The following is a 22,398-nucleotide window of genomic DNA, read 5'->3' on the forward strand; positions in this document are numbered from 1 at the left end:
TATAAATGACTGTTGCCATGATTTCAGCTTAGCCATAGCCGCAGCAAGTGTCTATTTCGAAACCCGGCAAACGCTTTCGAATTAGCTGACAAGGCTTTCAAAAAAACGGAATGGCTTTCATTTTCCCCTGATTCAGTACCTTTTCGGCCGTAAATGGTCTATATTTAGAAATGATAACGGGCAGCAAGGGGAGGAATTCAGCATGCGGACAACCATCAAGCGGCTTGTTCGATACAAGGCCTTTCAAAAACTCACAATCTCATATTTCCTTCTCGTTCTGCTAACTGTAAGCCTGCTCTCCAGTGTACTCTTCTCCTTGTTCTCCAGAAGCACCATCAAGGAGATCGAACGCAATTCCCGGGCGATGTTATCCCAGATTACTTACGCCTCCGATGTCGTCTATAACCAGGTCATGACGATCGGAAATACACTGCTGATTCAACCGGAGATCCTTACCTTTCTGGATGAGACGGTGGAGGACAAGGTAAGCAATTATCATATTTTTCAGCAGATCGAACAAATTGCCAATTTGAACCCTTATATCCATAGTATCGGAATCCACCGGCCTTCTACAGGAACAACAATCGATACAGCCGGGCTTCCGTTCGACGCATCGCTCACTGCGCTCAGCGCGAAGCAGTACATGGAATTCAATCCGCGCAGCCTGAAGGTTGCAAGCCGTAATAGCGGCAGACCCTTACAGTTCCTGACCTTCTTGCTGTACCCGAATTTCGCATACCAGACCACAGGTAGTCCGCTGATCTATATCAATGTGGAGGAGCAGTCGATTCTGGCGACCATCCGCAAGATCGGCAAAGCGGACGCCGCTAATAATGTCTTCGTGATTAATAATGAAGGTAAAGTGCTGTCTCACACCGATTCCAATCTGTTCCTGGATGATCTATCCGGGGAGGAGTATGTGCGGACGATATTAATTGAGAACCAACCGGAGAACAGCTTCACCACGACGATCGCAAACAAAAAGAGTCTGGTCACTTATGTGAAATCAGAGGAACTGGACTGGTATTTTGTAAGCGTTTCACCGTATTCGGAGCTTATTTCTAATATTGATCAGCTCCGGGGAATTACGCTGCTGGTGACCGCCGGAATTGTACTCGCAGGCCTGTTGAGCTCTATCCTGTTGACCTCGAACATGAATAAGCCCTTATCGGCGCTGCTGGAAAAAGTTATGCCTGCCCCGGCTACACCCGCATCCGGCCTGGCACTTATAGATGAGTACAAGATGGTGAACGAAGTGTTCCAATCCTATCATGAACGTGAGAAATCGATGCAGTTCGTCATCAGCCATTCTTCCCGGACGGTTCGTGAGCATTATCTTCATGCCTTGCTGCGTGGTCATTCTCTGGAGAATTCGGTCTCAAGCGAAATTATTAAGGAGATCGGCGAGGAGGTTGCGGGGCCGTTCTTTGGCGTGCTGGTGTTCAAGATTAATGAGCTTGAGCCTGCAGGAGAGAGGATGGAAGGGAAACAGCAGGCCTTGCTACGCTTCGCGCTTGGGAATATCGCCAAAGAGCTGCTGGAGCATATCGGCCCCTGTGATGTTCTCATTATGGGAGGAAACGAAGCGGCCGCCATCCTTCAATACACGAAAAATCAGCTCCCGGAGGAGCTGAAGCCTGCCTTGCGTGATGTTCAAAGCTTCCTGAACCGTTACTTCAAGGTGACAGTATCTATTGGTATAGGAGATATAGCCTTTGGCAAGGGAAATATTCCGTCCTCGTATACTTCCGCGCAGCAGTATGTGAAATACCGCTTAATCTATGGAAAGGAAGCGATTCTGGATGCAGCGGCGACAAGGCACCATGTGTTGACGGCCTTAAGCTATCCCGGCGCCTGCGAGAAGAAGCTGATTGATGCCGTGCAGCAGGGCAAGCCGGAGCCTATTATTAGCGCCACCCAAGAATTTATCGATACCATATCCGGCGGTTCGGTTCATCAGATCATTACCTTTAGCACTCAGCTCATGTTGTCTTTGCTGAAACATTTCGATTATTTACAGCATGTGCCGGATTCTAACTTCAATGATTACCTGCAGGCGGTAACCGAGATTGAAGGTGCTGAGGATTTGGCGGAGATCCGCAACCTGTTTGGCCGCTATTGCTCCACGATCTGCAAGTTAATTGAAGACAAAAATCACTGGATGAATGCTAAGAAGCATAATAGTCTCATTGAAAAAGTACAGAATTATGTCCATGAACATTATGCCGAGCCTAATATTTCCCTCGATCTGGTGTCCAAAATCGCCGGACTGTCACCCAGCTATTTGGGCAAGCTGTTCAAAGGAGCAACCGGGCAATCCTTCAGTGAATACCTGAACAACACCCGGCTGGACAAAGCCAGGGAGTTACTTGCTGCTACACCTGACACGGCGGCCAAGATCAGTGAAGCGGTCGGGATCTACAACATCACTTACTTCTCCACCCTGTTCAAGAAAAAGTACGGGCTGACCCCTTCGGCCTTCCGTGAGCAGGAGGCGATGAAAGGCGCCGCAGGTGATGAGGAGTGATCATTTCCCGCTTAAGGCTGCTCCGCATATCTCCACCAGGCAAAGGTTCCGGCGATTCCGATAATCCCGGTATAGGCAAGTATGATGATACTACTTAGCTGCAGCGAACCGGTGCTTTGAAATACCGAGGGGATGGTCCATGGGAAATAAGGCGCGAATCCGAAGGAGGCCAATACATTGGACAGAATGACGATGATCAGGATAAGCCCAAGGGGGGCCAGGTAGCCCTTGGTCACATTAGCGAAAAGAATGCTTGGCGCGGTCACAAAGATGTACAGCAGTGAGGTGATCAGGAATTTAATGAACAAGCTCCAAATGAAAGCGGCGGACCCGCCTGCAACGCCGAGGATGGCCCCTACGGCAAGACCTACGGCAAACATATAGATGGAAAGTAACAGACACCATGCTAAAATGACCAGGAATTTGGACAATACAATTTTCGCTCTGGAAATGGGCTTGGCCAGTAAATCTTTGATGGTCCGGTCCGAAAATTCCCGTCCGAATACCCATGCGGCTACAAAGGTGTATCCGATCAGTCCCAGCGGGGCAAGTGTCTCCAGCAATCCGTTTAAATACGCTTCCCAGTTGACACCGTCACTGGATAATACATTTCCGACGCCCATCATGATGGGCCCGAAGCCTAGAACCAGAAACATAATCCAGAACACATTCGAGCGGATAATCTTGCGTAGCTCACAATGTAACACCGATAGAATATTCATTATTTAATCCCCCTGTTAACCCCGATGGTGCGGAGAAAATAGCCTTCCAGATCCTCTGTAACTACCCGGAGTGACGTTGGCGGCTGATTGCAGGTAACAAGCAGTTCGGCCAGCCGTTCAGGATGATCTGCCGCATGTTCATTGGTTAGTTTAATAGAGCCGTCCGGGGTATCCACAAAGTCATAGCCATGCTCTTCCAGCACCTTCTTTAAGGCAGGTTTGTTCCGGCCGTTCACGACCAGGCTTTTCTCTAAGGACTGCTCCAGCTTATCCATTGCGACTTCTTGCACCAGCTGGCCGCCGTGGATAATGCCAATCCGTGTGGACACCTTCGAGAGCTCCTCTAACAGATGGCTGGATATAAAAACAGTGATGCCGAAATTGTGCGCCAGATTGTATAACATATTCCGTATCTCCGCCACGCCTGCGGGATCAAGGCCGTTGATCGGCTCGTCCAGGATTAGAATTTCCGGGTTGTGAATCATCGCTTTGGCAAGTCCCAGGCGCTGCTTGTTCCCCAGTGAGAGATGCTTTGCTTTTTTATTTTTGTGCGGTTCCAGCCCCAGCTTATAGATCACCTGATGTACGGCATCCGGGTCCGGCAAGCCTTGCATACGCCGTGCGATATCCAGATTCTCCGTTACCGTCAGATCCGGATAAAAGGTAGCCTCCTCCAAATATCCGACGTTACTCCATAATTTAGAGTTTCCAGCATCGACCTTCTCACCTAACATATAGAGCTTGCCGGAAGTAGGCTTAATCATCGCCAGGAGCATCTTGATCGTCGTTGTCTTCCCGGCGCCGTTAAGTCCCAGGAATCCGTAGATCTCTCCCCGGCTGACCTCCAGCGAAAGATTGTTTAATATGGTATAGTCGCCAAAGCTTTTGTGCACTCCGTCAATTTGTATAGCGGGCGTGCTGCCGATTCTTTTCTTGGATAAAATACTCATTCTTCCTCAAACCTCCTGCTTGGTTCCAGTGATTGTTGCATCCTTCTACAACGTATTGTCACATCCAAACATGAAGCTTTATTAAAAGAAAAATAAATTGATCTGAAGAAAATATAAAAAACTATAAAGGCAGGCTGAATCTAATCCCGAGACCGCCGTATTCGGAGGAGTAGGCCACAATCTCGCCCCCGTGATGCTCAATAATCGATTTACAGCTGGCCAGCCCCAGGCCAAGTCCGCCCTTCCGGATCTGCCGCGACGGGTCCACCGTGAAGAATTTGAGGAACAGCGAAGACATATCCTTATCCGGCACGCCAATGCCATTATCCTCAATCTGAAAATAAGCATGATGCTCCCGCAGGTATCCGGTCATATACACCTTCAGCTCATTCTTTCCACCATATCGTACGGCATTGCTGAAGAGGTTGCCGAACACCCGGCGGAGCATCGGTTCATTGACCGTCAGCCAAATGCTGTCCGTGAAGGAATGGCGGCATGTCAGTTCAATATCAAGTCCCGCCAGCTCGTATTCGTATTCAAAAGCAATCTCTTCAAACAATTTTGTCGCTTTTACAGGTGTAGCTGTCATGGATTCGAGCTCCAGTTTTTCTTTGGTGAAGCTGGAGAAATCATTAAGGAGCTCAACCATAAAGGCTGACTTTCGCTGAATCAATTCATAAAATTCCTGCTTTTCAGCTTCGGGTAAGTCCCTATGTGTAGCCAGAAGTTCAGTGAAGCCGTTAATTGAGGTGAGGGGTGTCTTCAAATCGTGGGCGATGGCGGCAAGCATATCGGTCTGTTCTCTGTGGGCGAGCTGAAGCCGATGCTCCATTTTATTGAAATGCTTATAGAGCTCTCCGATCTCATCCTTACGCTTCAAAGCCAGCGGAGGCAAGGGATGGACCACATTGACTTCCCCCAGCCGGGCATTCAGACGCCGGATAGGCTTCTCAATATAATAATGAATATAGATGATCAGAATGAAAAATATACAGCCCGCGATGGCGAAGATGGGTAGCAGTAATACTATATATGGTGAATCCAGTAAGGTGGTACGTATAGGGGAATATACCGCAAAGACAAACTTCAAATACAAACCAATAGAGAACATCAGAATCAGCAGCATCAGCAGGAATAGCAGGGGAAGCTTTATTTTCAGTTTCATCCTATTGCTCTCTTTCCGTGTATTTATAGCCTATGCCCCAAATGGTTTTGATGAAGTTATGCTCAGGACCCAGTTTCTTGCGGATATTCTTGATATGAACCGTTACAGTATTGATCTCTCCGTATTCGTCTCCCCAGACATTCTCATAGATCTGCTCACGGCTGAGTACCTGGTTAGGGTGACGCATCAGGATAGACAGAATCTGAAATTCCTTCGCGGATAAGTCGAGCTTCCGGCTGTACAGGAAGGCTTCATACGTTTTGTCATTCAAAATGAGCGGAGCATCAGCCGTGTCTTTGGCGGGAATAAGCTCGCCCCACTCTTTATGCAGCCTGTCCACTTTACGGAAATGAGCCTTGATCCTGGAGGCCAGCTCCTGAATACTGAACGGCTTGGTCATGTAATCATCTGCGCCGATTTCCAGACCGATAATTTTATCGATGTCCTGATCCCGCGCACTTAATAACAGAATGGGAACATTATAAGAGGACCGGATCGTTCTGCAGACATCCAGTCCATTCATATCAGGCATCACTATATCCAGAACAATGAAATCAATGGGGTGATCATCCACCGCTGATAGGGCTTCCCGCCCGGAACTGGCCGTGATGACGGCGAATTGCTCATATCTTAGCGTCTTGGTGATGAGTTTCACGATTTCTTCATCATCGTCTACAACTAATATCGTTTTTGACATTGGACTACCTCCCGGGCACTAACCATTCTGAGGTTAATCATAATTGCTTGACCTTGTTGTTGCAATTCTTGGAGAAATGCCTGCTAACAACACCCACCAGCAGCGGCAAGAGCAGCATGCCAAATAACCGGGCCGGATAAGAGATACTCTTGTCCGGCCCGGTTATTTACTGCCTAGTAGTTAGTTTAGGGATTCTTGCGTTCCTTCTTCTCTTCCGAATCTGGTGCAAGGCCGGGAGCTGCTACTTCCGGGTCATTCCCCAGCACGGCGCCTACGATCTCATCCAGCTTGTCTGTTTCCGATTGACCGTCTGCCGGACTGGATTCGCCCTCCGGAATCGGGTGGACACCTGCGGTGCGTCCGTCGAGCGGAGCTTTATCATCATCCTTCATCTGTAAGTCTCCCTTCTATGTGCAGGTTCTGTCTTAGGATGTGTCTGCAATAACCGTTCTATGTAACGATAACCGCAGCGGAGGATGATGAACCATAAGGCTGGTTAGGAGTGGTGGACCACTTCCATACTCTTTTCCAGGGCAGTCTTATAATAGTGGCATTTATGGTCTATGACTTCCATCGTTTTTCTTAATTCCTCCATCTGCGCTTCTACGGAAGCCTTTCGCTCCAGGAACATGTCGTATCGGCGCTGCAGGGTGGAATCTCCTTCGGAGCACCATTCAATGAAATGCTTAATCTCTTTGATGGGCATCCCGGAGGCCTTCAGGCATTCAATGATCCGCAGGGCCTCCATGTCGGAGGGCTTGAATACGCGTTTGCCGCTGGGAGTTCTCTCTATAGAAGGGAGCAGGCCCTCTTTGTCATAATAACGAAGGGTATGCGGGGTCATGTTGAAATGCGCTGCGGCTTCACTTATGGAATAGGTCTTCATCTTATATCTCCTGTCCTGAATATTTCGGGCTTGACTTAGAGTTAACTTTAAGGAATATCATAGGCTTTGTAAAGCTTAAGGCAAGATGTCTACTATTCTATTGAAAAGAGGTCTCATTATGATACAAGTTAACGCACGCGCTGCATTCAGCCAGGAAGGCCCGTTCAAGCTGACTACGATCGAACGCCGGGAGTTACTGCCGCAGGATGTTCTGATCGAGATTAAATATGCCGGGATTTGCCATTCCGATATTCATACCGCCCGCGGAGAATGGGGACCGGTGAAATATCCGCTGGTTCCGGGGCATGAGATTGCCGGGATTGTCAGCCAGATCGGTTCTGGAGTGACGAAATATGCTGTTGGCGACCGTGTAGGGGTAGGCTGTATGGTGGATTCCTGCGGCGAATGCAGCAGCTGCCAACAAGGTGAGGAGCAATATTGCCTGGAGGGGAACACAGGAACATATGGAGCGACTGACCGCCACGGACACTATACACAAGGCGGATATTCCACACATATCGTTGTCACTGAAGACTTCGTGGTGCGGATTCCCGACAGCCTTCCACTTGACGCTGCTGCACCTCTATTGTGTGCCGGAATCACCACTTATTCACCACTGCGCCACTGGGGAGCTGCTCCCGGCAAAAAGGTAGCTGTAGTGGGTCTCGGCGGCCTGGGGCATATGGCAGTCAAAATTGCTCATGCCATGGGGGCTGAGGTTACGGTGTTATCCCAATCCCTGAAGAAAAAGGAAGACGGCCTGCAATTGGGCGCAGATCATTATTATGCGACCAGTGATGCGGAGACATTCAAGCAGCTAGCCGGTTCCTTCGATCTGATCATTAATACGGTCAGTGCGCAGGTGAATATCAATGCTTTCCTGTCACTCCTGGCGCTGGACGGAACCCTGGTGAATGTTGGTGCGCCTGCTGATCCCTTAGCTGTTAACGCCTTCTCGCTGATCGGCCACCGCCGCTCCTTTGCCGGTTCGATGATTGGGGGAATCCGCGAGACGCAGGAGATGCTTGATTTCTGCGCAGAACATCAGATTGCTTCCGAGATTGAAGTGATTTCGGCTGACCAGATTGACGAAGCCTGGGAGCGTGTGCTGGCCTCGGATGTGCGTTACCGCTTTGTAATTGATATCAGCACGATGGGGAAGGCATAAGTTTTTAGAGGAGTAAGGTCTTTAATCTATATTGTTTGAAAAATAGCCTGCGGGAATGGAACTACTCCATTCCCGCAGGCTATTAGTAATTCTGCCTAGCTTCTCCTACGAGAAGCTGTATAACCGTACCCCGTGTGCAGGCACGGTAGTTTGCAGCACACCGCCGCTAAGCTCAGCAGGCGTCTGGCTCCACAGCTCCGTACCTGCGGCCACGCCGCCGAGGCCGATCTCTTCGAGGCTCAGGTCGACCGGCAGCGGACTGTTGCCAATGTTGAAGACGGCTGCATACCGGGTGCCGTCGTCATGAGCTGCGGTCCAGACGATCAGCTCATCGCGGTACAGGGCTTCCCTGGCGCCATGGCTCTCGCGCTGCATCCGCAGCACCTCGCGGTTGGTGAGCAGGGACAGGGTCCAGTCGTCATTGTCCCGCAGCTCGCCGCCGAAGATCAGCGGCGAACGGAAAATACTCCACAGCGACATCATCGTCAGCTGCTCGTCCCGGGTGAAGCGGGTCCAGCGGTCATCCCCGCCGCCGTCGACGGAGCGGACGCCGATGTGGCCGAGCGGCAGCATATCACAATCCGGCCAGGAGCCGGCCTGCGGGACGCCCTGCCAGCTGCGGCAGCGGCTGAACATGTCCAGCAGCAGCTCCCAGCGGTCCCAGAAGTCATCCGTGATGCGCCACATGTTGGCATGCCCGGTGAAATGTTGTGCGTATTCTACCGGAGCAGGGCCGGGTGAGAGACTTAGTACCATCGGGCGGCCGCAGTTCTCGATAGCCTGGGAGATCAGGTCAATCTCCGGCTGATGGGTATCGTACAGTCTGGAGGCGGCGATGTCATCCACCTTGACCAGATCGACGCCCCACTGGGCGTACAGTTCAAAGAGTGAATTGTAGTAGGCCTGAGCGCCTTCCTTAGATGCATCGACACCGTACATATCTGTATTCCACGGACAGATGGAGTTCGTGTGCGCGATCTCGCGGGCAGTTGCCTCCGTCCCCAGAATAGCGGTTCCCGCATGGGCGGCCTGACGCGGAATGCCGCGCATAATATGAATACCGAACTTCAGTCCCAGGCTGTGGACATAGTCTGCTAGCGGCTTGAAGCCCTGTCCGCCCGCTGCCGAAGGGAAGCGGTTCTCGGCAGGCATCAGCCGGGAGTATTCATCCATGATTAGAGGGACGAAGGGACGATACAGAGAGGACACGGCACCAGGCTCATACCACTGGATGTCAACGGTGATATAGCTCCAGCCGAAGTCTTTAAGATGCTCGGCCATATATTCCGCATTGCCGCGGATTTCCGCTTCTGTTACGGCTGCGCCGTAGCAATCCCAGCTGTTCCAGCCCAGCGGGGGGACAGGTGCTGCAAGCTTATGATTCATTGTATAATCTCCTTGTCAGATGGATTATTGCTCTTCATAAGTCCATCATAATCAAGGATAAATCCAATATCTATAGTAATCTTATAAGCCGAATAGCACTATATTGCGCTTAGTCAAAAAAGAGCTGGCGGTAAGTCAGGCTCTCGCCCCCGCTGCGGAAATCGCCCGGTGTCAGTCCGGTCAGGCTGCGGAACGCCTTGATAAAGTAGCTTCCGCTGGAGTAGCCGATCTGCTGGGCAATGGCTTCAATACTTAAGCTCGTCCCCCGGAGCAGCTCCATCGCCTTCTCCGTGCGGACCCGGGTCAGATAAGCGCCGGGCGTATGGCCGGTGCTGGCCGAGAAGCGGCGGATGAGATGATACTTGGACAGGGAGACATGCTCCGACAGCTGGTCGATGCTGATCATCTGCGAGTAATGCTGCTCAATGAATGCAGCGGCGCGCTTGATATTCTCTGACCAGTTGTCCCTGTCGCGCAGCGTAGCTGCCTGCATGCGGGTCAATTCGGTCATGAATTGGTAGACGCTGGACGAGGCGATCAGCGGATCGGAGATTCTGCCCGCTCCGGCATCCATTACCATCATCCGCGCCAGCCGGACAGGGGCACAATCTGCGGGCAGCCGGGGCACCTCGCCCGCTTCGCGCAGGAATCTGCGCCAGTGGGGCAGGATCAGGCTTGGACGCAGCAGGAGGAACAGGAACTCCCAGGGCTCTGCCGCATCCGGCGGATAATAATACCGGTGCGGCCCCGGGATTTCCGCCAGCAGAGCCTGTCCGGCCCGGACCCGGTAGGTCCGGTTCTCTGACTCGAACACGCCCTCACCGGAGAGGGTGTACTGGAACAGCAGCAGCGGGCCGTCGCTGCGCTCCATACCGTCCCAGCGGTAAGCGGGATCGGAGACGGAATCATAACCGGCGGCGAACAATACGCACAGCTGCAGCTCCTTATCTTCGGCAAAGCGAAAGCCATAGGTTCCTCTGGGGATGTCCATGGAGATCCTCCTTTTTTCAAAATATAGAATGTATATGTTACCACTTGACAAGTACTTATTATCTTAGCACACCAACCTAAGCAGCTATATGAAAAGCACTGCTAAACAATCTTCATTGCCAAGATAAAGCACCTTTGCTACTGTTACGAATAGAAACGAAAGAAGGAAGGTTATGGAATGTCCCAGATGCAAACGTACAAACCGGCAGCTCATCATGTCAGAATTATCGGGCGCACCCACTGGATGGGGGAGGTGCTGTGGCTGGCGCTCTCCGGCGGCGGGGTGGAATTCTCTTTCTACGGCCGGGCGGCCCGGATCACTCTGCAAGGCGATGATATTGCTGCAACCGGCAACAATCTGGCCCGGATCGGGATCAGCGTTAACGGCCGGCGGGTGATAGACGATCAGGTGGATCAGCCGCGCAAAACCTATACAGTGTTCGAAAGCGACACCGCGCAAGAGGTTACTGTAAGAATTACGAAGCTGTCTGAAGCGGCCATGTCAACGGTTGGAATAAGCGAGATTGAGGTGGAAGCCGAGGGCGGAATTATGCCGACTCCATCTCCGCAGCATACGATTGAATTCATCGGCGATTCCATTACCTGCGGGTATGGTGTGGATGATGAAGAGGCGCTACATACTTTTTCTACGGCTACAGAAGATGTGACAAAGGCCTATGCTTACCTGAGCGCAGAGCAGCTTGGTGCGGATTACAGTATGGTGTGTTACAGCGGATACGGCATTATTACCGGGTATACAGAAAATGATCAGAAGCTGACCACACATCTTCTGCCCGATTATTACGAGAGGGTAGGCAAGTCTGAAGGGAGGTTCGGCGGCAGCCTGCTGCCTCAGGAGACACCTTGGGATTTCAGCAGATTCACGCCGGAGCTGATCGTCATTAATCTGGGGACCAACGACGATTCGTACACCAAGGAGGACTCCGCCAAGCAGGCGGATTATGCAGAGAACTATGTCTCTTTTCTCCAAAAGGTCAGACGGAATAATCCCGATTCCACCATTCTATGTACGCTCGGGATCATGGGAGACAGGCTGTATCCTGTCCTAGAGCAAGCGGTTGGCCGCTATACCAAGGAAACCGGCGACAGCAGGATCTCAGTGATGAAGTTCGAGGTACAGCGCGAAGAGGACGGCTACGCCGTTGACTTCCATCCCTCCCAGCTGACCCACCGCAAAGCAGCAGACAGATTAACGTCCGAGATCCGTAGGCTGATGAAGTGGTGATCGCCGATCACCGGTGAATCCCCTTCTCACGCACAAACCTCTCCAGCACCCCGAACTCCTCCGTCACCTTGGGGAAGGGCAGCGCGGCAAGGACCTGCTCCCGGTACGGGTTGCGGGCTCCTGCCGACAGGCGGGAATCCAGAATGCTGAGCACGCCGAGGTCTGTCTCGCTGCGGATTAGACGCCCGGTGCCTTGCCGCAGGCGGAGCAGCATGTCCGGCACGTAGACCTCCATAAGCGGATTCGCCGCCTGCGCAGCCTTGTATTCGTAGACGGGATCGGCCGGAACCGGGAACGGCAGCCGGAAGACGATCAGATGCGACAGATCCGCCCCCTCGATATTCACGCCTTCCCAGAACACACCGGTACTCAGCAGCACGCCCTTACTCGCCCGGAACTCAGTGATCACCCCGTCCTGGGAGGAGCCTTCCCGCTGCATATGCAGCGCCCAGTTTAGCTTCTCCGCACTCAGCTTCTTGTGAATGTACTTCATATCCTCTTTGGCCGAAAAAAGCACCAGCGTCCGCCCGTCCGTTACATTGCATAGCCGCAGCAGCTCCTTATACGCCGCTTCCAGATAAGCTTCGCGGTTGTTGTGGTTATAGTAAGGAACGTCCTTGGCAATATACATCATCGTATGGTGGTCATAATCGAACGGTGAAGCCTGACGCTCCATATACTCCCCCCTGTAGCCCAGTGAACGGGACAGATAAGCGTACTGCTCCGCAAGCGTATCACCGGACTGGCTGAGGGTTGCGGAGGTCAGGATGACAGAGGTCTTGCCGCTAAATAGACTGTATTTCAGGAATTGGCTGATCCCCTTGGGGCAGATGCTGACGGCAGCTTCTCCCCGGGGCTGGCTGGCCCAGAGCAGATAGTTGTCCTCTGTCCCGGCAAGCACCTGGAAGAGGTCAATCATTCCGTTAACCGCTTCGAAGGTATTGTCGATCTCCCGCTCATGCCGGGAAGTTAGGACCGAGAGACTGAGGCGGAACTCCTGCAGAATCTGCACAGCTTGCTCTAGCGGGACTCCTGTAATCGCCGATACTTTAATCCGGTCAGTGTCCTGCTTGGCCGTATGCAGCAGGTCTGCTTCTATCTGTCTGAACAGCTCTTTGGCGCAGCGCCGGACGAACTGGAAGGACTTCATCAGGCTGCGGTCTGCGGATTGCTTGTACAGCAGCTGCATGGCATCCTCCAGCACCCGTGAGGTCCCCCGGAAGGTGAATTCCAGTGTCTGGGCATCCCGGACCTTGGCCTCCAGATTATGCGCTTCATCTATAATGATCAGCGCAGGCCGCTCGGTGATCAGGCCCTTGGTTCCTTCTTTTTTCTTAATGAGGTCACGGATCAGCAGGTCCTGGTTCACGATGATGATATCCATCTCGCCCGGGCCGGCGTTGATCTTGGCCCGCATGTCATAGAAGGCGCAGGTATGCTTGTAGTGGCAGTGCTCGAACTTGCAATCCGTCACACACACGTTAGACCACAAGGCATCACTGACCCCGCCCTTCAGATCTGCCCGTTCGTTGATTTCTGCATTCAGGATACCTTCTGCGAGTACAGTGAGCGGGGAACCGGGCTTCCCGGAGGGGAACAGGTCCGCTGCCCGGTACCGGCAGGCATATTGCCCCATGCCCTTGCCGACTACAGAGCGGACCATCGAGAAGCCGAGCCGGCTGCCGATGAACCGCAGATCCTTATGGATCTGTTCGGAGAGCTGGATGGACGAGGTGGCGATAATGACCGGCTGCCGGGAGAGCTGGTTAATGAGCAGGCCGGGAATCAGGTAGGCGAAGGATTTGCCGATGCCGACTCCGGCTTCAATCATTGCATTTCGGCCATGGATATAAGCGTCGGCAATATCCAGCGACATATCCTGCTGGCCGAGCCGTTCGGTGAGACCGAGCCGTTTGAACCGGTCATACATGCGGAAGATGGCATTGACCAGAGCAGGCTCGGCGTCTTTGGCCGGCTCCTTCTTCTGTAATTTGTAGAGATCATTTAACCAGCTGATGACGACCGCCCCTTTTCTGTATCAATGTTAGTCTTATCCTGCATGGATTACGGCAGAGGTTGTTATTATCTTAGATGGCGGGCGAACAGTCAAGGGTTAAGGCTGAATTTGTATTCTAGATTCTGGAAGTCCGTCCCTTACAGACGGGGGCGGGGCTACATTCGATCGGAAGGTCCATATCTATTATAATGAGGGCATAATCTGCGTACTGATCATGAAGGGAGAGAGAGGATATGAGCGAACGTCTGCCTTGTCAGACTCCGGGCTGCACGGGAACGATTCTTCCTGCAACCGCACTGAAGACCGGAGGCATCTGTATGCCCTGCTACCAGCAGAAGAGAGCGATGGGAAAACAGGCTTATATTGAACAGAATCGCAAAGAGGTGAACAGGTATGCCGGTATCCATGATCCGGTTGGAATTCTCACCATAATGCACAGCCCGCGGAAGCCTGATCCGCTAATCAAGGAAGTACCATACCCCCGGACCGCACAGGAGCTGTATCATGATCTGACGGAGGAACAGAGAGATCGGATGGAGAGCTACGCTGTTCATTTATTGGAAGAAGAGGATAGAGACCAGGCGGAGATGATTCTGGTGTCACTCCTCTGCTTCACGGATACACGGCTTGGGCCGGCTCTGGAAATGCTCCTCCACACAGGGAATTATGCGCCTGCCATCCTCTTCAAGGGTGCTGACGCGCAGGTCCGGGACCGGCTCATTGCCCAGGTGGAGTCCGATCCGGCTAACCGTAATCTGCTGCTGCTGGCGCTGGCCTGGATTGGCGATGAAGAGGTGGTCAGGCTATTTGCACAGTGGCGGCACTCCCCGCCGGAGTGGGCTGCGGCGTTATATCAGGCACCCGAGACGTATGCCCTTGAAGCAGGCTGGGAGCTGGATGCCGGAGGCGGCAAAAGGCAGCTGTACCCTTCTGAATGTTACCCCTTCCTGGTAAGCAGGGAAGACACTCCGGAAGCGCCAGGGGCACCGGCGGCTGTTCAAATGCTCCAGACAGAAACGCACGCCTGTCCTTGGTGTGGAGGTGCGCTAACCGTCTTATTCGATTACGATTTGCAGCATCCGCAGGTTAGATTCATGGAGCTTCCCGGCAAGCGGCTAAGAATTGCAGCCTGTATGCACTGCAACTGTTACGGTACTGTATATATGAAGGCTGATCTGGAGGGCGGTTATTCATGGAGTGAATATAATGTTGTTCCTGGATATCTGCCTGACAATACTGGAGGAGCACTGGCGTTCGACACATGGCATGTAATGCAGCTGTCGGAACAGCCGGCTGGCACTTATGAGAGTGCACATTGGGTGCTGGAGGCGCCGGCCTCGCAGATCGGAGGACATCCGGCCTGGATTCAGGATGCAGATTATCCGGCGTGTCCCTGCTGCGCACAGACGATGACTTTTGCAGCGCAGGCGGATATGGGCCAGGTAGCCGAGGACGAGGGGATTTATTATGCTTTTCTGTGCCGGGAGTGCCTGATAACAGCGGTGAATTACCAGCAGACCTGAGTTTCGTGATTTGAAATTTTGGGTATATAAGCTATATTTTCGAAATATAAACGTAAGCGAGCCACAAGCTGGAAAGTGAGGGTTCTCATGGATTTTCCGGTCAACATCCTGCTCGTAGACGATCATCCCGAGAATCTGCTTGCCCTTGAGGCCGTTCTCCGCGGAGAGCCTTACCGGTTGTTTCGGGCCTATTCCGGGACTGAAGCTTTACGCTGTCTGCTGGAGGAGGAATTCGCCGTCATTGTGATGGATGTGCAAATGCCGGGGATGGACGGGCTGGAGACGGCGCGCCTTATCCGTACTCGGGAGAAGAATCATGTGGTGCCGATTATTTTCATGTCCGCTAACAGTACGACGATGGAGGATATCTTCGCCGGTTATTCTGTGGGTGCGATGGATTACATGACGAAGCCCTTCGTCCCGCAGCTGTTCAAGTCGAAGATTGAGGGTTACGTCAGCATGTATGAAGCGAATAAAACGCTGCAGCTCCAGAGCGAAATGCTGAAGCAGCAGGCCCGGCAGCTGGAGAAGACGAATCAGGAGCTGAGGGAAGCGAAGGAAACCGCAGAAATTGCCTCTAAGGTAAAGTCGGAATTCCTGGCGATGATGAGCCATGAAATCCGCACGCCGCTGAACGGGATCATCGGGATGTCTGATCTGCTGCTGGCCTCGGATCTGCCGGAGGAATATTGTGAGATGGCGGGAATTATCCACACGAGCAGCAATGCCCTTCTGTCGGTGATCAATCCCATTCTCGATTATTCCAAGCTGGAAGCCGGGAAGCTGGTGGTGGAAGAGGTGCCGTTCTCTCTGCACGACTGCCTGAGCGAGACGGTTGCCCTATTCACCGCGAGGACCCGTGAGCGGAAGCTTGATATGGTGGTGGAGATTGATCCTGCTGTGCCTCCTGATCTGGTGGGAGATGTGAACCGTCTCCGCCAGGTATTGAATAATCTCGTGGGCAACGCCGTGAAGTTCACCCAGGCAGGCAGTGTATACATAATGGTTAACAGGCTGGAGGGACCGGCGGGGCAGCTTACGCTAGAATTCACAATCAGAGACACAGGAATCGGGATTCCCCCGGATAAAATCGGTGAGCTGTTCCAGCCCTTCTCCCAGCTCGATGCCTCTACCACGCGCAGGTTCGAAGGCACGGGGCTAGGCTTATCGATCAGCAAAGCTCTGGTGGAGCTGATGGGCGGAAGCATCCGGGTCGAGCCATCGGAGGAACCCGGGGCTACGTTTGTTTTTACAATTGCCGTTCGTGAGCATCTTGGATTGGAGCAAAAATACGTGCTGAATAAGGGGCAGGGTTGATACTATGAGCGATGACAACCAAATCAAAGAGAACCAGGGCGATGGAATAGACGCCGGTGAACTGCTGAGCGCCTTGATGGCGATGAAGAAGGGCAATTTCTCCCACCGGATGCCTTATGACCGTACGGGGATCGCCGGTAAGGTAGCGGATACGTTCAACGAGATTATGGATATTCAGGAGAGCCTGGTGAACGAGGTTCAGACGGTGGCCAGAGTGGTCGGCAAGGAAGGGAATCTGTCGAGACGGTTCGTGCAGAAGAATCTGGGCGGGTCCTGGGAGACGGTGACCGATTCCTTGAATGGCCTGGTGATTGACCTGATTCAGCCGACCAGCGAGATGGTCCGGGTAATTAACGCCGTGGCCAAGGGCGATCTGTCCCAGCAGGTGGAGCTGGCGATCGAAGGACGGCCGCTTACCGGCGAGTTCCAGCGGACGGCAAGCAATATTAATAGGATGGTGAATCAGCTCAGCACGTTCGCCTCCGAGGTTACACGCGTGGCGCGTGAGGTCGGTACCGAAGGTATTTTGGGCGGACAGGCTGATGTGAAGGGGGTCTCCGGCACCTGGAAGGATCTGACCGACAGCGTCAATTATATGGCGACGAATCTGACGGATCAGGTGCGCAATATTGCGGCGGTGACCACGGCGGTAGCGAACGGCGATCTGTCGAAGCAGATTACGGTCAATGCGCGCGGCGAAATCATGGAGCTGAAGAATACGATCAACACAATGGTGGATCAGCTCTCCATGTTCGCCTCTGAGGTGACCCGGGTAGCGCGTGAGGTCGGGACTGAAGGCAAGCTCGGCGGACAGGCTGATGTGAAGGATGTCTCCGGCACCTGGCGGGATTTGACCGAGAGCGTCAACTATATGGCGTCCAACCTGACGAATCAGGTGCGGAACATCGCGGTGGTGACCACGGCGGTTGCCAACGGCGATCTGTCGAAGAAGATTACGGCCGATGTGCAGGGCGAAATTCTGGAGCTGAAGAACACGATCAATACGATGGTGGATCAGTTATCGACCTTTGCTTCTGAGGTCACTCGCATGGCACGTGAGGTGGGTACGGAAGGGATTCTCGGCGGGCAGGCTGACGTCAAGGGTGTGTCCGGCACCTGGCGGGATTTGACTGAGAGCGTCAACTATATGGCGTCCAACTTAACGAATCAGGTGCGCAATATCGCGGAAGTGACCACGGCGGTAGCCAAGGGAGACTTGTCGAAGACGATTACCGTCGATGCGAAGGGCGAGATTCTGGAGCTGAAAAGCACCATTAATATCATGGTGGACCAGCTCAGCAATTTCGCCTCCGAGGTCACGCGAGTGGCGCGAGAGGTATCAACAGAAGGGATTCTTGGCGGACAGGCCGATGTGAAGGGCGTCTCCGGGACCTGGAAGGATCTGACCGACAGCGTGAACTTCATGGCGGGTACGCTGACGGATCAGGTGCGCAATATCGCAGAAGTGACGACAGCCGTGGCGAAGGGGGATCTGTCCAAGCAGATTACGGTGAATGCAACCGGCGAGATCCTGGAGCTGAAGAACACCATTAACACCATGGTGGAGCAGCTGTCGATCTTCGCTTCCGAGGTGACGCGTGTGGCGCGCGAGGTCGGCACTGAAGGGATGCTGGGCGGGCAGGCGCAGGTGAAGGGTGTAGCCGGGACCTGGCGCGATTTGACCGAGAGTGTGAACTACATGGCGTCCAACCTGACGAATCAGGTGCGCAATATTGCGGTGGTAACGACAGCGGTGGCGAACGGCGATCTGTCCAAGAAAATCACTGCGGATGTGCAAGGCGAAATTCTGGAGCTGAAGAATACGATCAATACGATGGTGGACCAGCTCTCCATGTTCTCCTCCGAGGTGACGCGTGTAGCGCGCGAGGTGGGTACAGACGGCAAGCTCGGCGGCCAGGCGCAGGTGAAGGGAGTAGGCGGCACCTGGAAGGACTTGACCGAAGGTGTAAATAACATGGCCCGCAATCTGACGGATCAGGTGCGTAATATTGCAGATGTGACTACGGCGGTTGCCAAGGGCGACCTGTCCAAGAAGATTACCGTAGACGTCAAGGGCGAGATTCTGGAGCTGAAAAATACGATTAACACCATGGTGGATCAGCTCTCGATCTTCGCCTCCGAGGTGACGCGTGTAGCGCGCGAGGTGGGCACGGATGGTAAGCTGGGCGCACAGGCCGAGGTGAAGGATGTCTCCGGGACCTGGAAGGATCTGACTGATACGGTGAACTTCATGGCGAGCAACCTGACGATTCAGATGCGCAACATTGCCGGTGTAACCACGGCGGTAGCGAACGGGGATCTGTCCAAGAAGATTACGGTGGATGTCAAAGGCGAATTGTTGGAGCTGAAGAACACGATCAATACGATGGTGGATCAGCTGAATTCGTTCGCCTCCGAGGTGACGCGCGTAGCGAGCGAGGTCGGCACGGACGGCAAGCTGGGCGGACAGGCCCAGGTGCGCGGTGTCGGGGGGATCTGGAAGGATCTGACCGACAACGTGAATATCATGGCGACCAATCTGACCGATCAGGTGCGCGGCATCGCCAAGGTCGTGACGGCAGTGGCGAACGGTAACCTGAAGCAGAAGCTGACGGTGGAGGCCAAGGGCGAGATTGCCGAGCTGACGGATACGATCAATAACATGATCGAGACGCTGGCTACCTTCGCTGATCAGGTCACTACCGTGGCACGCGAGGTTGGAGCCGAAGGGAAGCTGGGCGGACAGGCCAGCGTGCCGGGGGCTGCGGGTACCTGGCGTGATTTGACCGACAACGTCAATTACATGGCGAGTACGCTGACCACACAGGTGCGGGCCATCACCAATGTGGCTACAGCAGTGACTAACGGCGATCTGTCACGGGCGATTGATGTGTCCGCCTCCGGGGAGGTTGCCACGCTCAAGGACAACATCAACGAGATGATCCGTAATCTGAAGGAGACGACCCGCATCAACACCGAGCAGGACTGGCTGAAGACTAATCTGGCCAAATTCTCGCGGATGCTTCAGGGGCAGCGCGATCTGTATGCAGTCAGCCGGATGATCCTGTCCGAGCTGGCTCCGCTGGTATCGATGCAGCATGGCGTCTTCTATATTAATGAACCCTCCGGCGGGGAGGCGGTCCTGAAGCTGTTCGCCAGCTATGCGTATCAGAACCGCAAGCATCTGGCGAATGAATTCCGTGCGGGCCAGGGGCTGGTTGGCCAGTGCCTGATTGAGAAGCAGCGGATTCTGCTGACTAATGTTCCGGGCGATTATGTGATGATCTCGTCCGCACTGGGCGAAGCCACTCCGCTCAATATCATCCTGCTGCCGATCATCTTCGAGGATCAGGTGCTGGCGATTCTGGAGCTGGCGACCTTCCGGCCTTACAGCGATATCGACATCGCCTTCCTGGATCAGCTTACTGAATCCATCGGCAGTGTGATCAACACGATGCAGGCGAACCAGCGTACGGAAGAGCTGTTGATTCAGTCCCAGTCGCTCACCGAGGAGCTGCAGAAGCAACAGCTGGAGCTGCGGAGCACGAATGACGAGCTGGAGGATAAGGCGAAGCTGCTGGTGCTGCAGAAGGCAGAGGTGGAGAGCAAGAACCATGAGGTGGAGGTAGCCAAGCGTTACCTGGAAGAGAAGGCGGAGCAGCTTGCCCTTACCTCCAAGTACAAATCCGAATTCCTGGCGAACATGTCCCATGAGCTGCGCACGCCGCTGAATTCCTTGCTGCTCCTGGCAGAACAGCTGGCCGAGAACCCGGATGAGAATCTGCATGAGCTGCAGGTGAAGTTTGCGAAGACCATTCAGGACTCCGGGCTGGAGCTGCTGAACCTGATTAATGATATCCTCGATCTGTCCAAAATCGAATCCGGCACGATCACGCCGGATTTCAGCGAAGTCTCGCTGGCAGAGCTGACGGACGGGCTGGACCGTACCTTCCGTCATATGGTGGATGCCAAGAAGCTTGACTACCGGATCAAGATTGATCCCGGTGTACCGGCCAGCATCGCTACGGATTCCAAGCGTCTGCTGCAAATCCTGAAGAACCTGCTGTCGAACGCCTTCAAGTTCACTGAGCAGGGACAGATTATGCTGCAGATCCGCAAAGCGGCCGACGGGTGGCACCCGGATAAGGAGTCACTTGAGCGCGCCACCACCGTAATCTGCTTCTCGGTAAGCGATACGGGAATCGGCATTCCGGCGGAGAAGCAGCAGATTATCTTCGAAGCGTTCCAGCAGGCGGACGGCAGTACGAACCGGGAATACGGCGGAACGGGTCTCGGGCTTGCCATCTCCCGCGAGATTGCCGAGATGCTCGGCGGGGAGATTAGCTTATACAGTGAAGTTGGCAAGGGCAGTGTATTTAACCTGTACCTGCCGACGGAAGCTGAATTCACTGAACCGGAGCCTCCGAAAGCTCATGTTCCCGAGGTCATTGATATCACCCCGGCCAAACGCAGAAGCAGCCTTGCAAGGCCGGAAGTGGAGCCCTTCGCGGATGACCGCGAGCAGATTGAACCGGGAGACCGGGTGTTCCTGATCGTTGAGGATGACCAGAAGTTCAATGAGATCATTCTGGGGATGCTCCACAAAAAAGGAATTAAAGCGGTAATCGCCACCAGCGGCTGGGATGTCCTGGAGCTGGTTCAGAAATATCAGCCACAGGCCATCACGCTTGATCTGCATCTTGGCGGAGATACGGACGGCTGGCTGGTACTTCAGCAGCTCAAGAACGATATCGGGGTACGGCATATTCCGGTCTGCGTAATGACTGTGGATGAAGACGAGGTGCTGTTGCTGCAGAAGGGGGCTTACGATTATTTCCGCAAGCCCGTGACCAATGAGGAGCTGGAGAATGCGCTGGACCGGTTGAACCGGTTCGCTGATCACGCCACAGCTAATCTGCTGGTCGCCGTTCAGGATGAACAGGAGCGCAAGCATATAGCCGAGCTGCTGGACAACCCGGATCTTACGCTTACTCTTGTAGAGACCGGGCGCAAAGCCTTGAACCAGTTGAATAGCAAGACGTTCGAGGCGATCGTGCTGGACAGCAGCCTGGCGGACATGAAGCTGATCCGCTTCCTCCGGGAGATGTACAAGAACGCCAGAAATAAGAGAATCCCCGTCCTGGTGCAGATGAACCGGAAGCTGACATCGGAGGAAGAAGCCGAGTGGGATGAGCTGGCGAAGATGGCGGTGCTCAAAGAGGTGAAGTCGGATGCCCAGCTGATTGATGAATCCACCCTCGCCCTGCACCGCAAGGCAGGGAATCTGCCGCCGCTCTCCAGAGATAAGCTGGTGAAGCTCTATCAGTCGGATGAGATGATCGAGTATAAAAAGGTGCTTGTAGTGGATGATGATATCCGCAACATCTTTGCGCTCACCTCCATTCTGGAGCGCCATCAGATGAAGGTGATCCCTGCGGAGAATGGCCAGGATGCGATCACGCTGCTGGAGCAGACGCCGGATATCGGCATTGTCCTGATGGACATCATGATGCCGGGAATGGACGGCTATGAGACTACCCGGGCGATCCGGGAGAAGCCGGAATGGAGGGACCTCCCGATACTTGCGCTTACAGCCAAGGCGATGAAGGGAGACCGGGAGCTGTGCCTGGAAGCAGGCTGCTCGGATTATATTACCAAGCCGGTGAACAGCGGACAACTGTTATCAATGATGCGTACCTGGCTGGACGAATAGAGCAGGACAAATAGGACGGACCCTAAAACAGGTCCATGGAACAGGAACAGGAGCCAACCTCTTAGCCGCGATCAGGCGGTTAGGGCTGGCT

15 protein-coding genes are annotated in these 22,398 nt (G+C 53.7%); 6 read left to right on the forward strand and 9 right to left on the reverse strand.

What is annotated here, in order from left to right:
* The first annotated feature begins 202 nt into the window (after nucleotides 1–202).
* Nucleotides 203–2,527, forward strand: coding sequence for a helix-turn-helix domain-containing protein (locus MKZ07_RS31490; RefSeq protein WP_341029441.1), 2,325 nt, complete (start codon nucleotides 203–205; stop codon nucleotides 2,525–2,527).
* Nucleotides 2,528–2,538: 11 nt separating this feature from the next.
* On the opposite strand, the gene MKZ07_RS31495 is transcribed toward MKZ07_RS31490, so the two are convergent.
* From MKZ07_RS31495 to MKZ07_RS31520, 6 genes are all read right to left on the reverse strand, one after another.
* Nucleotides 2,539–3,249 (reverse strand): ABC transporter permease, encoded by a 711-nt coding sequence (locus MKZ07_RS31495; RefSeq protein WP_341029443.1) that lies wholly within the window; start codon nucleotides 3,247–3,249, stop codon nucleotides 2,539–2,541.
* On the reverse strand, nucleotides 3,249–4,199 hold the full coding sequence (locus MKZ07_RS31500) for an ABC transporter ATP-binding protein (RefSeq protein ID WP_036691054.1): 951 nt from the start codon (nucleotides 4,197–4,199) through the stop codon (nucleotides 3,249–3,251). Before MKZ07_RS31500 ends, MKZ07_RS31495 begins: the two co-directional genes overlap by 1 nt.
* A gap of 121 nt (nucleotides 4,200–4,320) precedes the next feature.
* Nucleotides 4,321–5,364 carry a HAMP domain-containing sensor histidine kinase gene (locus tag MKZ07_RS31505; RefSeq protein WP_036691052.1) on the reverse strand — a complete coding sequence of 348 codons (1,044 nt, stop codon included), beginning with the start codon at nucleotides 5,362–5,364 and terminating at the stop codon, nucleotides 4,321–4,323.
* A 1-nt stretch (nucleotide 5,365) separates the two neighbouring features.
* Nucleotides 5,366–6,061 (reverse strand): response regulator transcription factor, encoded by a 696-nt coding sequence (locus MKZ07_RS31510; protein ID WP_036691051.1) that lies wholly within the window; start codon nucleotides 6,059–6,061, stop codon nucleotides 5,366–5,368.
* A 185-nt stretch (nucleotides 6,062–6,246) separates the two neighbouring features.
* Nucleotides 6,247–6,453 carry a hypothetical protein gene (locus MKZ07_RS31515; RefSeq protein WP_036691048.1) on the reverse strand — a complete coding sequence of 69 codons (207 nt, stop codon included), beginning with the start codon at nucleotides 6,451–6,453 and terminating at the stop codon, nucleotides 6,247–6,249.
* Between the two features lie 104 nt (nucleotides 6,454–6,557).
* The gene (locus MKZ07_RS31520; RefSeq protein WP_036691045.1) at nucleotides 6,558–6,947 is read right to left on the reverse strand and encodes a MerR family transcriptional regulator; all 390 of its coding nucleotides are present in this window, start codon (nucleotides 6,945–6,947) and stop codon (nucleotides 6,558–6,560) included.
* Nucleotides 6,948–7,065: 118 nt separating this feature from the next.
* Here MKZ07_RS31520 and MKZ07_RS31525 point away from each other — a divergent pair, with 118 nt between their 5' ends.
* On the forward strand, nucleotides 7,066–8,115 hold the full coding sequence (locus MKZ07_RS31525; RefSeq protein ID WP_036691043.1) for an NAD(P)-dependent alcohol dehydrogenase: 1,050 nt from the start codon (nucleotides 7,066–7,068) through the stop codon (nucleotides 8,113–8,115).
* A 105-nt stretch (nucleotides 8,116–8,220) separates the two neighbouring features.
* Here the strand turns inward: MKZ07_RS31525 and MKZ07_RS31530 are convergent, their stop codons facing one another.
* Complete coding sequence (locus MKZ07_RS31530) at nucleotides 8,221–9,501, reverse strand: glycoside hydrolase family 27 protein (RefSeq protein ID WP_036691040.1); 1,281 nt, start codon at nucleotides 9,499–9,501, stop codon at nucleotides 8,221–8,223.
* Between the two features lie 109 nt (nucleotides 9,502–9,610).
* Entirely contained in the window at nucleotides 9,611–10,492 is an 882-nt protein-coding gene (locus MKZ07_RS31535) for a helix-turn-helix domain-containing protein (protein ID WP_036691037.1), read from the reverse strand.
* A 177-nt stretch (nucleotides 10,493–10,669) separates the two neighbouring features.
* Here MKZ07_RS31535 and MKZ07_RS31540 point away from each other — a divergent pair, with 177 nt between their 5' ends.
* Nucleotides 10,670–11,737: an SGNH/GDSL hydrolase family protein gene (locus tag MKZ07_RS31540; RefSeq protein ID WP_051493171.1), complete on the forward strand. Its 1,068-nt coding sequence runs from the start codon at nucleotides 10,670–10,672 to the stop codon at nucleotides 11,735–11,737.
* Nucleotides 11,738–11,744: 7 nt separating this feature from the next.
* On the opposite strand, the gene MKZ07_RS31545 is transcribed toward MKZ07_RS31540, so the two are convergent.
* Nucleotides 11,745–13,667, reverse strand: coding sequence for an ATP-dependent DNA helicase (locus tag MKZ07_RS31545; protein ID WP_341029449.1), 1,923 nt, complete (start codon nucleotides 13,665–13,667; stop codon nucleotides 11,745–11,747).
* 320 nt (nucleotides 13,668–13,987) lie between these two features.
* On the opposite strand from MKZ07_RS31545, the gene MKZ07_RS31550 reads away from it, so the two are divergent.
* The 3 genes from MKZ07_RS31550 to MKZ07_RS31560 all read left to right on the forward strand — a co-directional run bounded on the left by MKZ07_RS31550 (nucleotide 13,988) and on the right by MKZ07_RS31560 (nucleotide 22,307).
* Nucleotides 13,988–15,277, forward strand: coding sequence for a hypothetical protein (locus MKZ07_RS31550; RefSeq protein ID WP_036691032.1), 1,290 nt, complete (start codon nucleotides 13,988–13,990; stop codon nucleotides 15,275–15,277).
* Nucleotides 15,278–15,364: 87 nt separating this feature from the next.
* The gene (locus tag MKZ07_RS31555) at nucleotides 15,365–16,594 is read left to right on the forward strand and encodes an ATP-binding protein (RefSeq protein ID WP_341029453.1); all 1,230 of its coding nucleotides are present in this window, start codon (nucleotides 15,365–15,367) and stop codon (nucleotides 16,592–16,594) included.
* A 4-nt stretch (nucleotides 16,595–16,598) separates the two neighbouring features.
* On the forward strand, nucleotides 16,599–22,307 hold the full coding sequence (locus MKZ07_RS31560) for a HAMP domain-containing protein (RefSeq protein ID WP_036691027.1): 5,709 nt from the start codon (nucleotides 16,599–16,601) through the stop codon (nucleotides 22,305–22,307).
* Nucleotides 22,308–22,398: the final 91 nt, after the last annotated feature.

This window comes from Paenibacillus sp. FSL P4-0338 (assembly GCF_038002365.1).
Taxonomy (GTDB): Bacteria; Bacillota; Bacilli; order Paenibacillales; family Paenibacillaceae; genus Paenibacillus_AQ.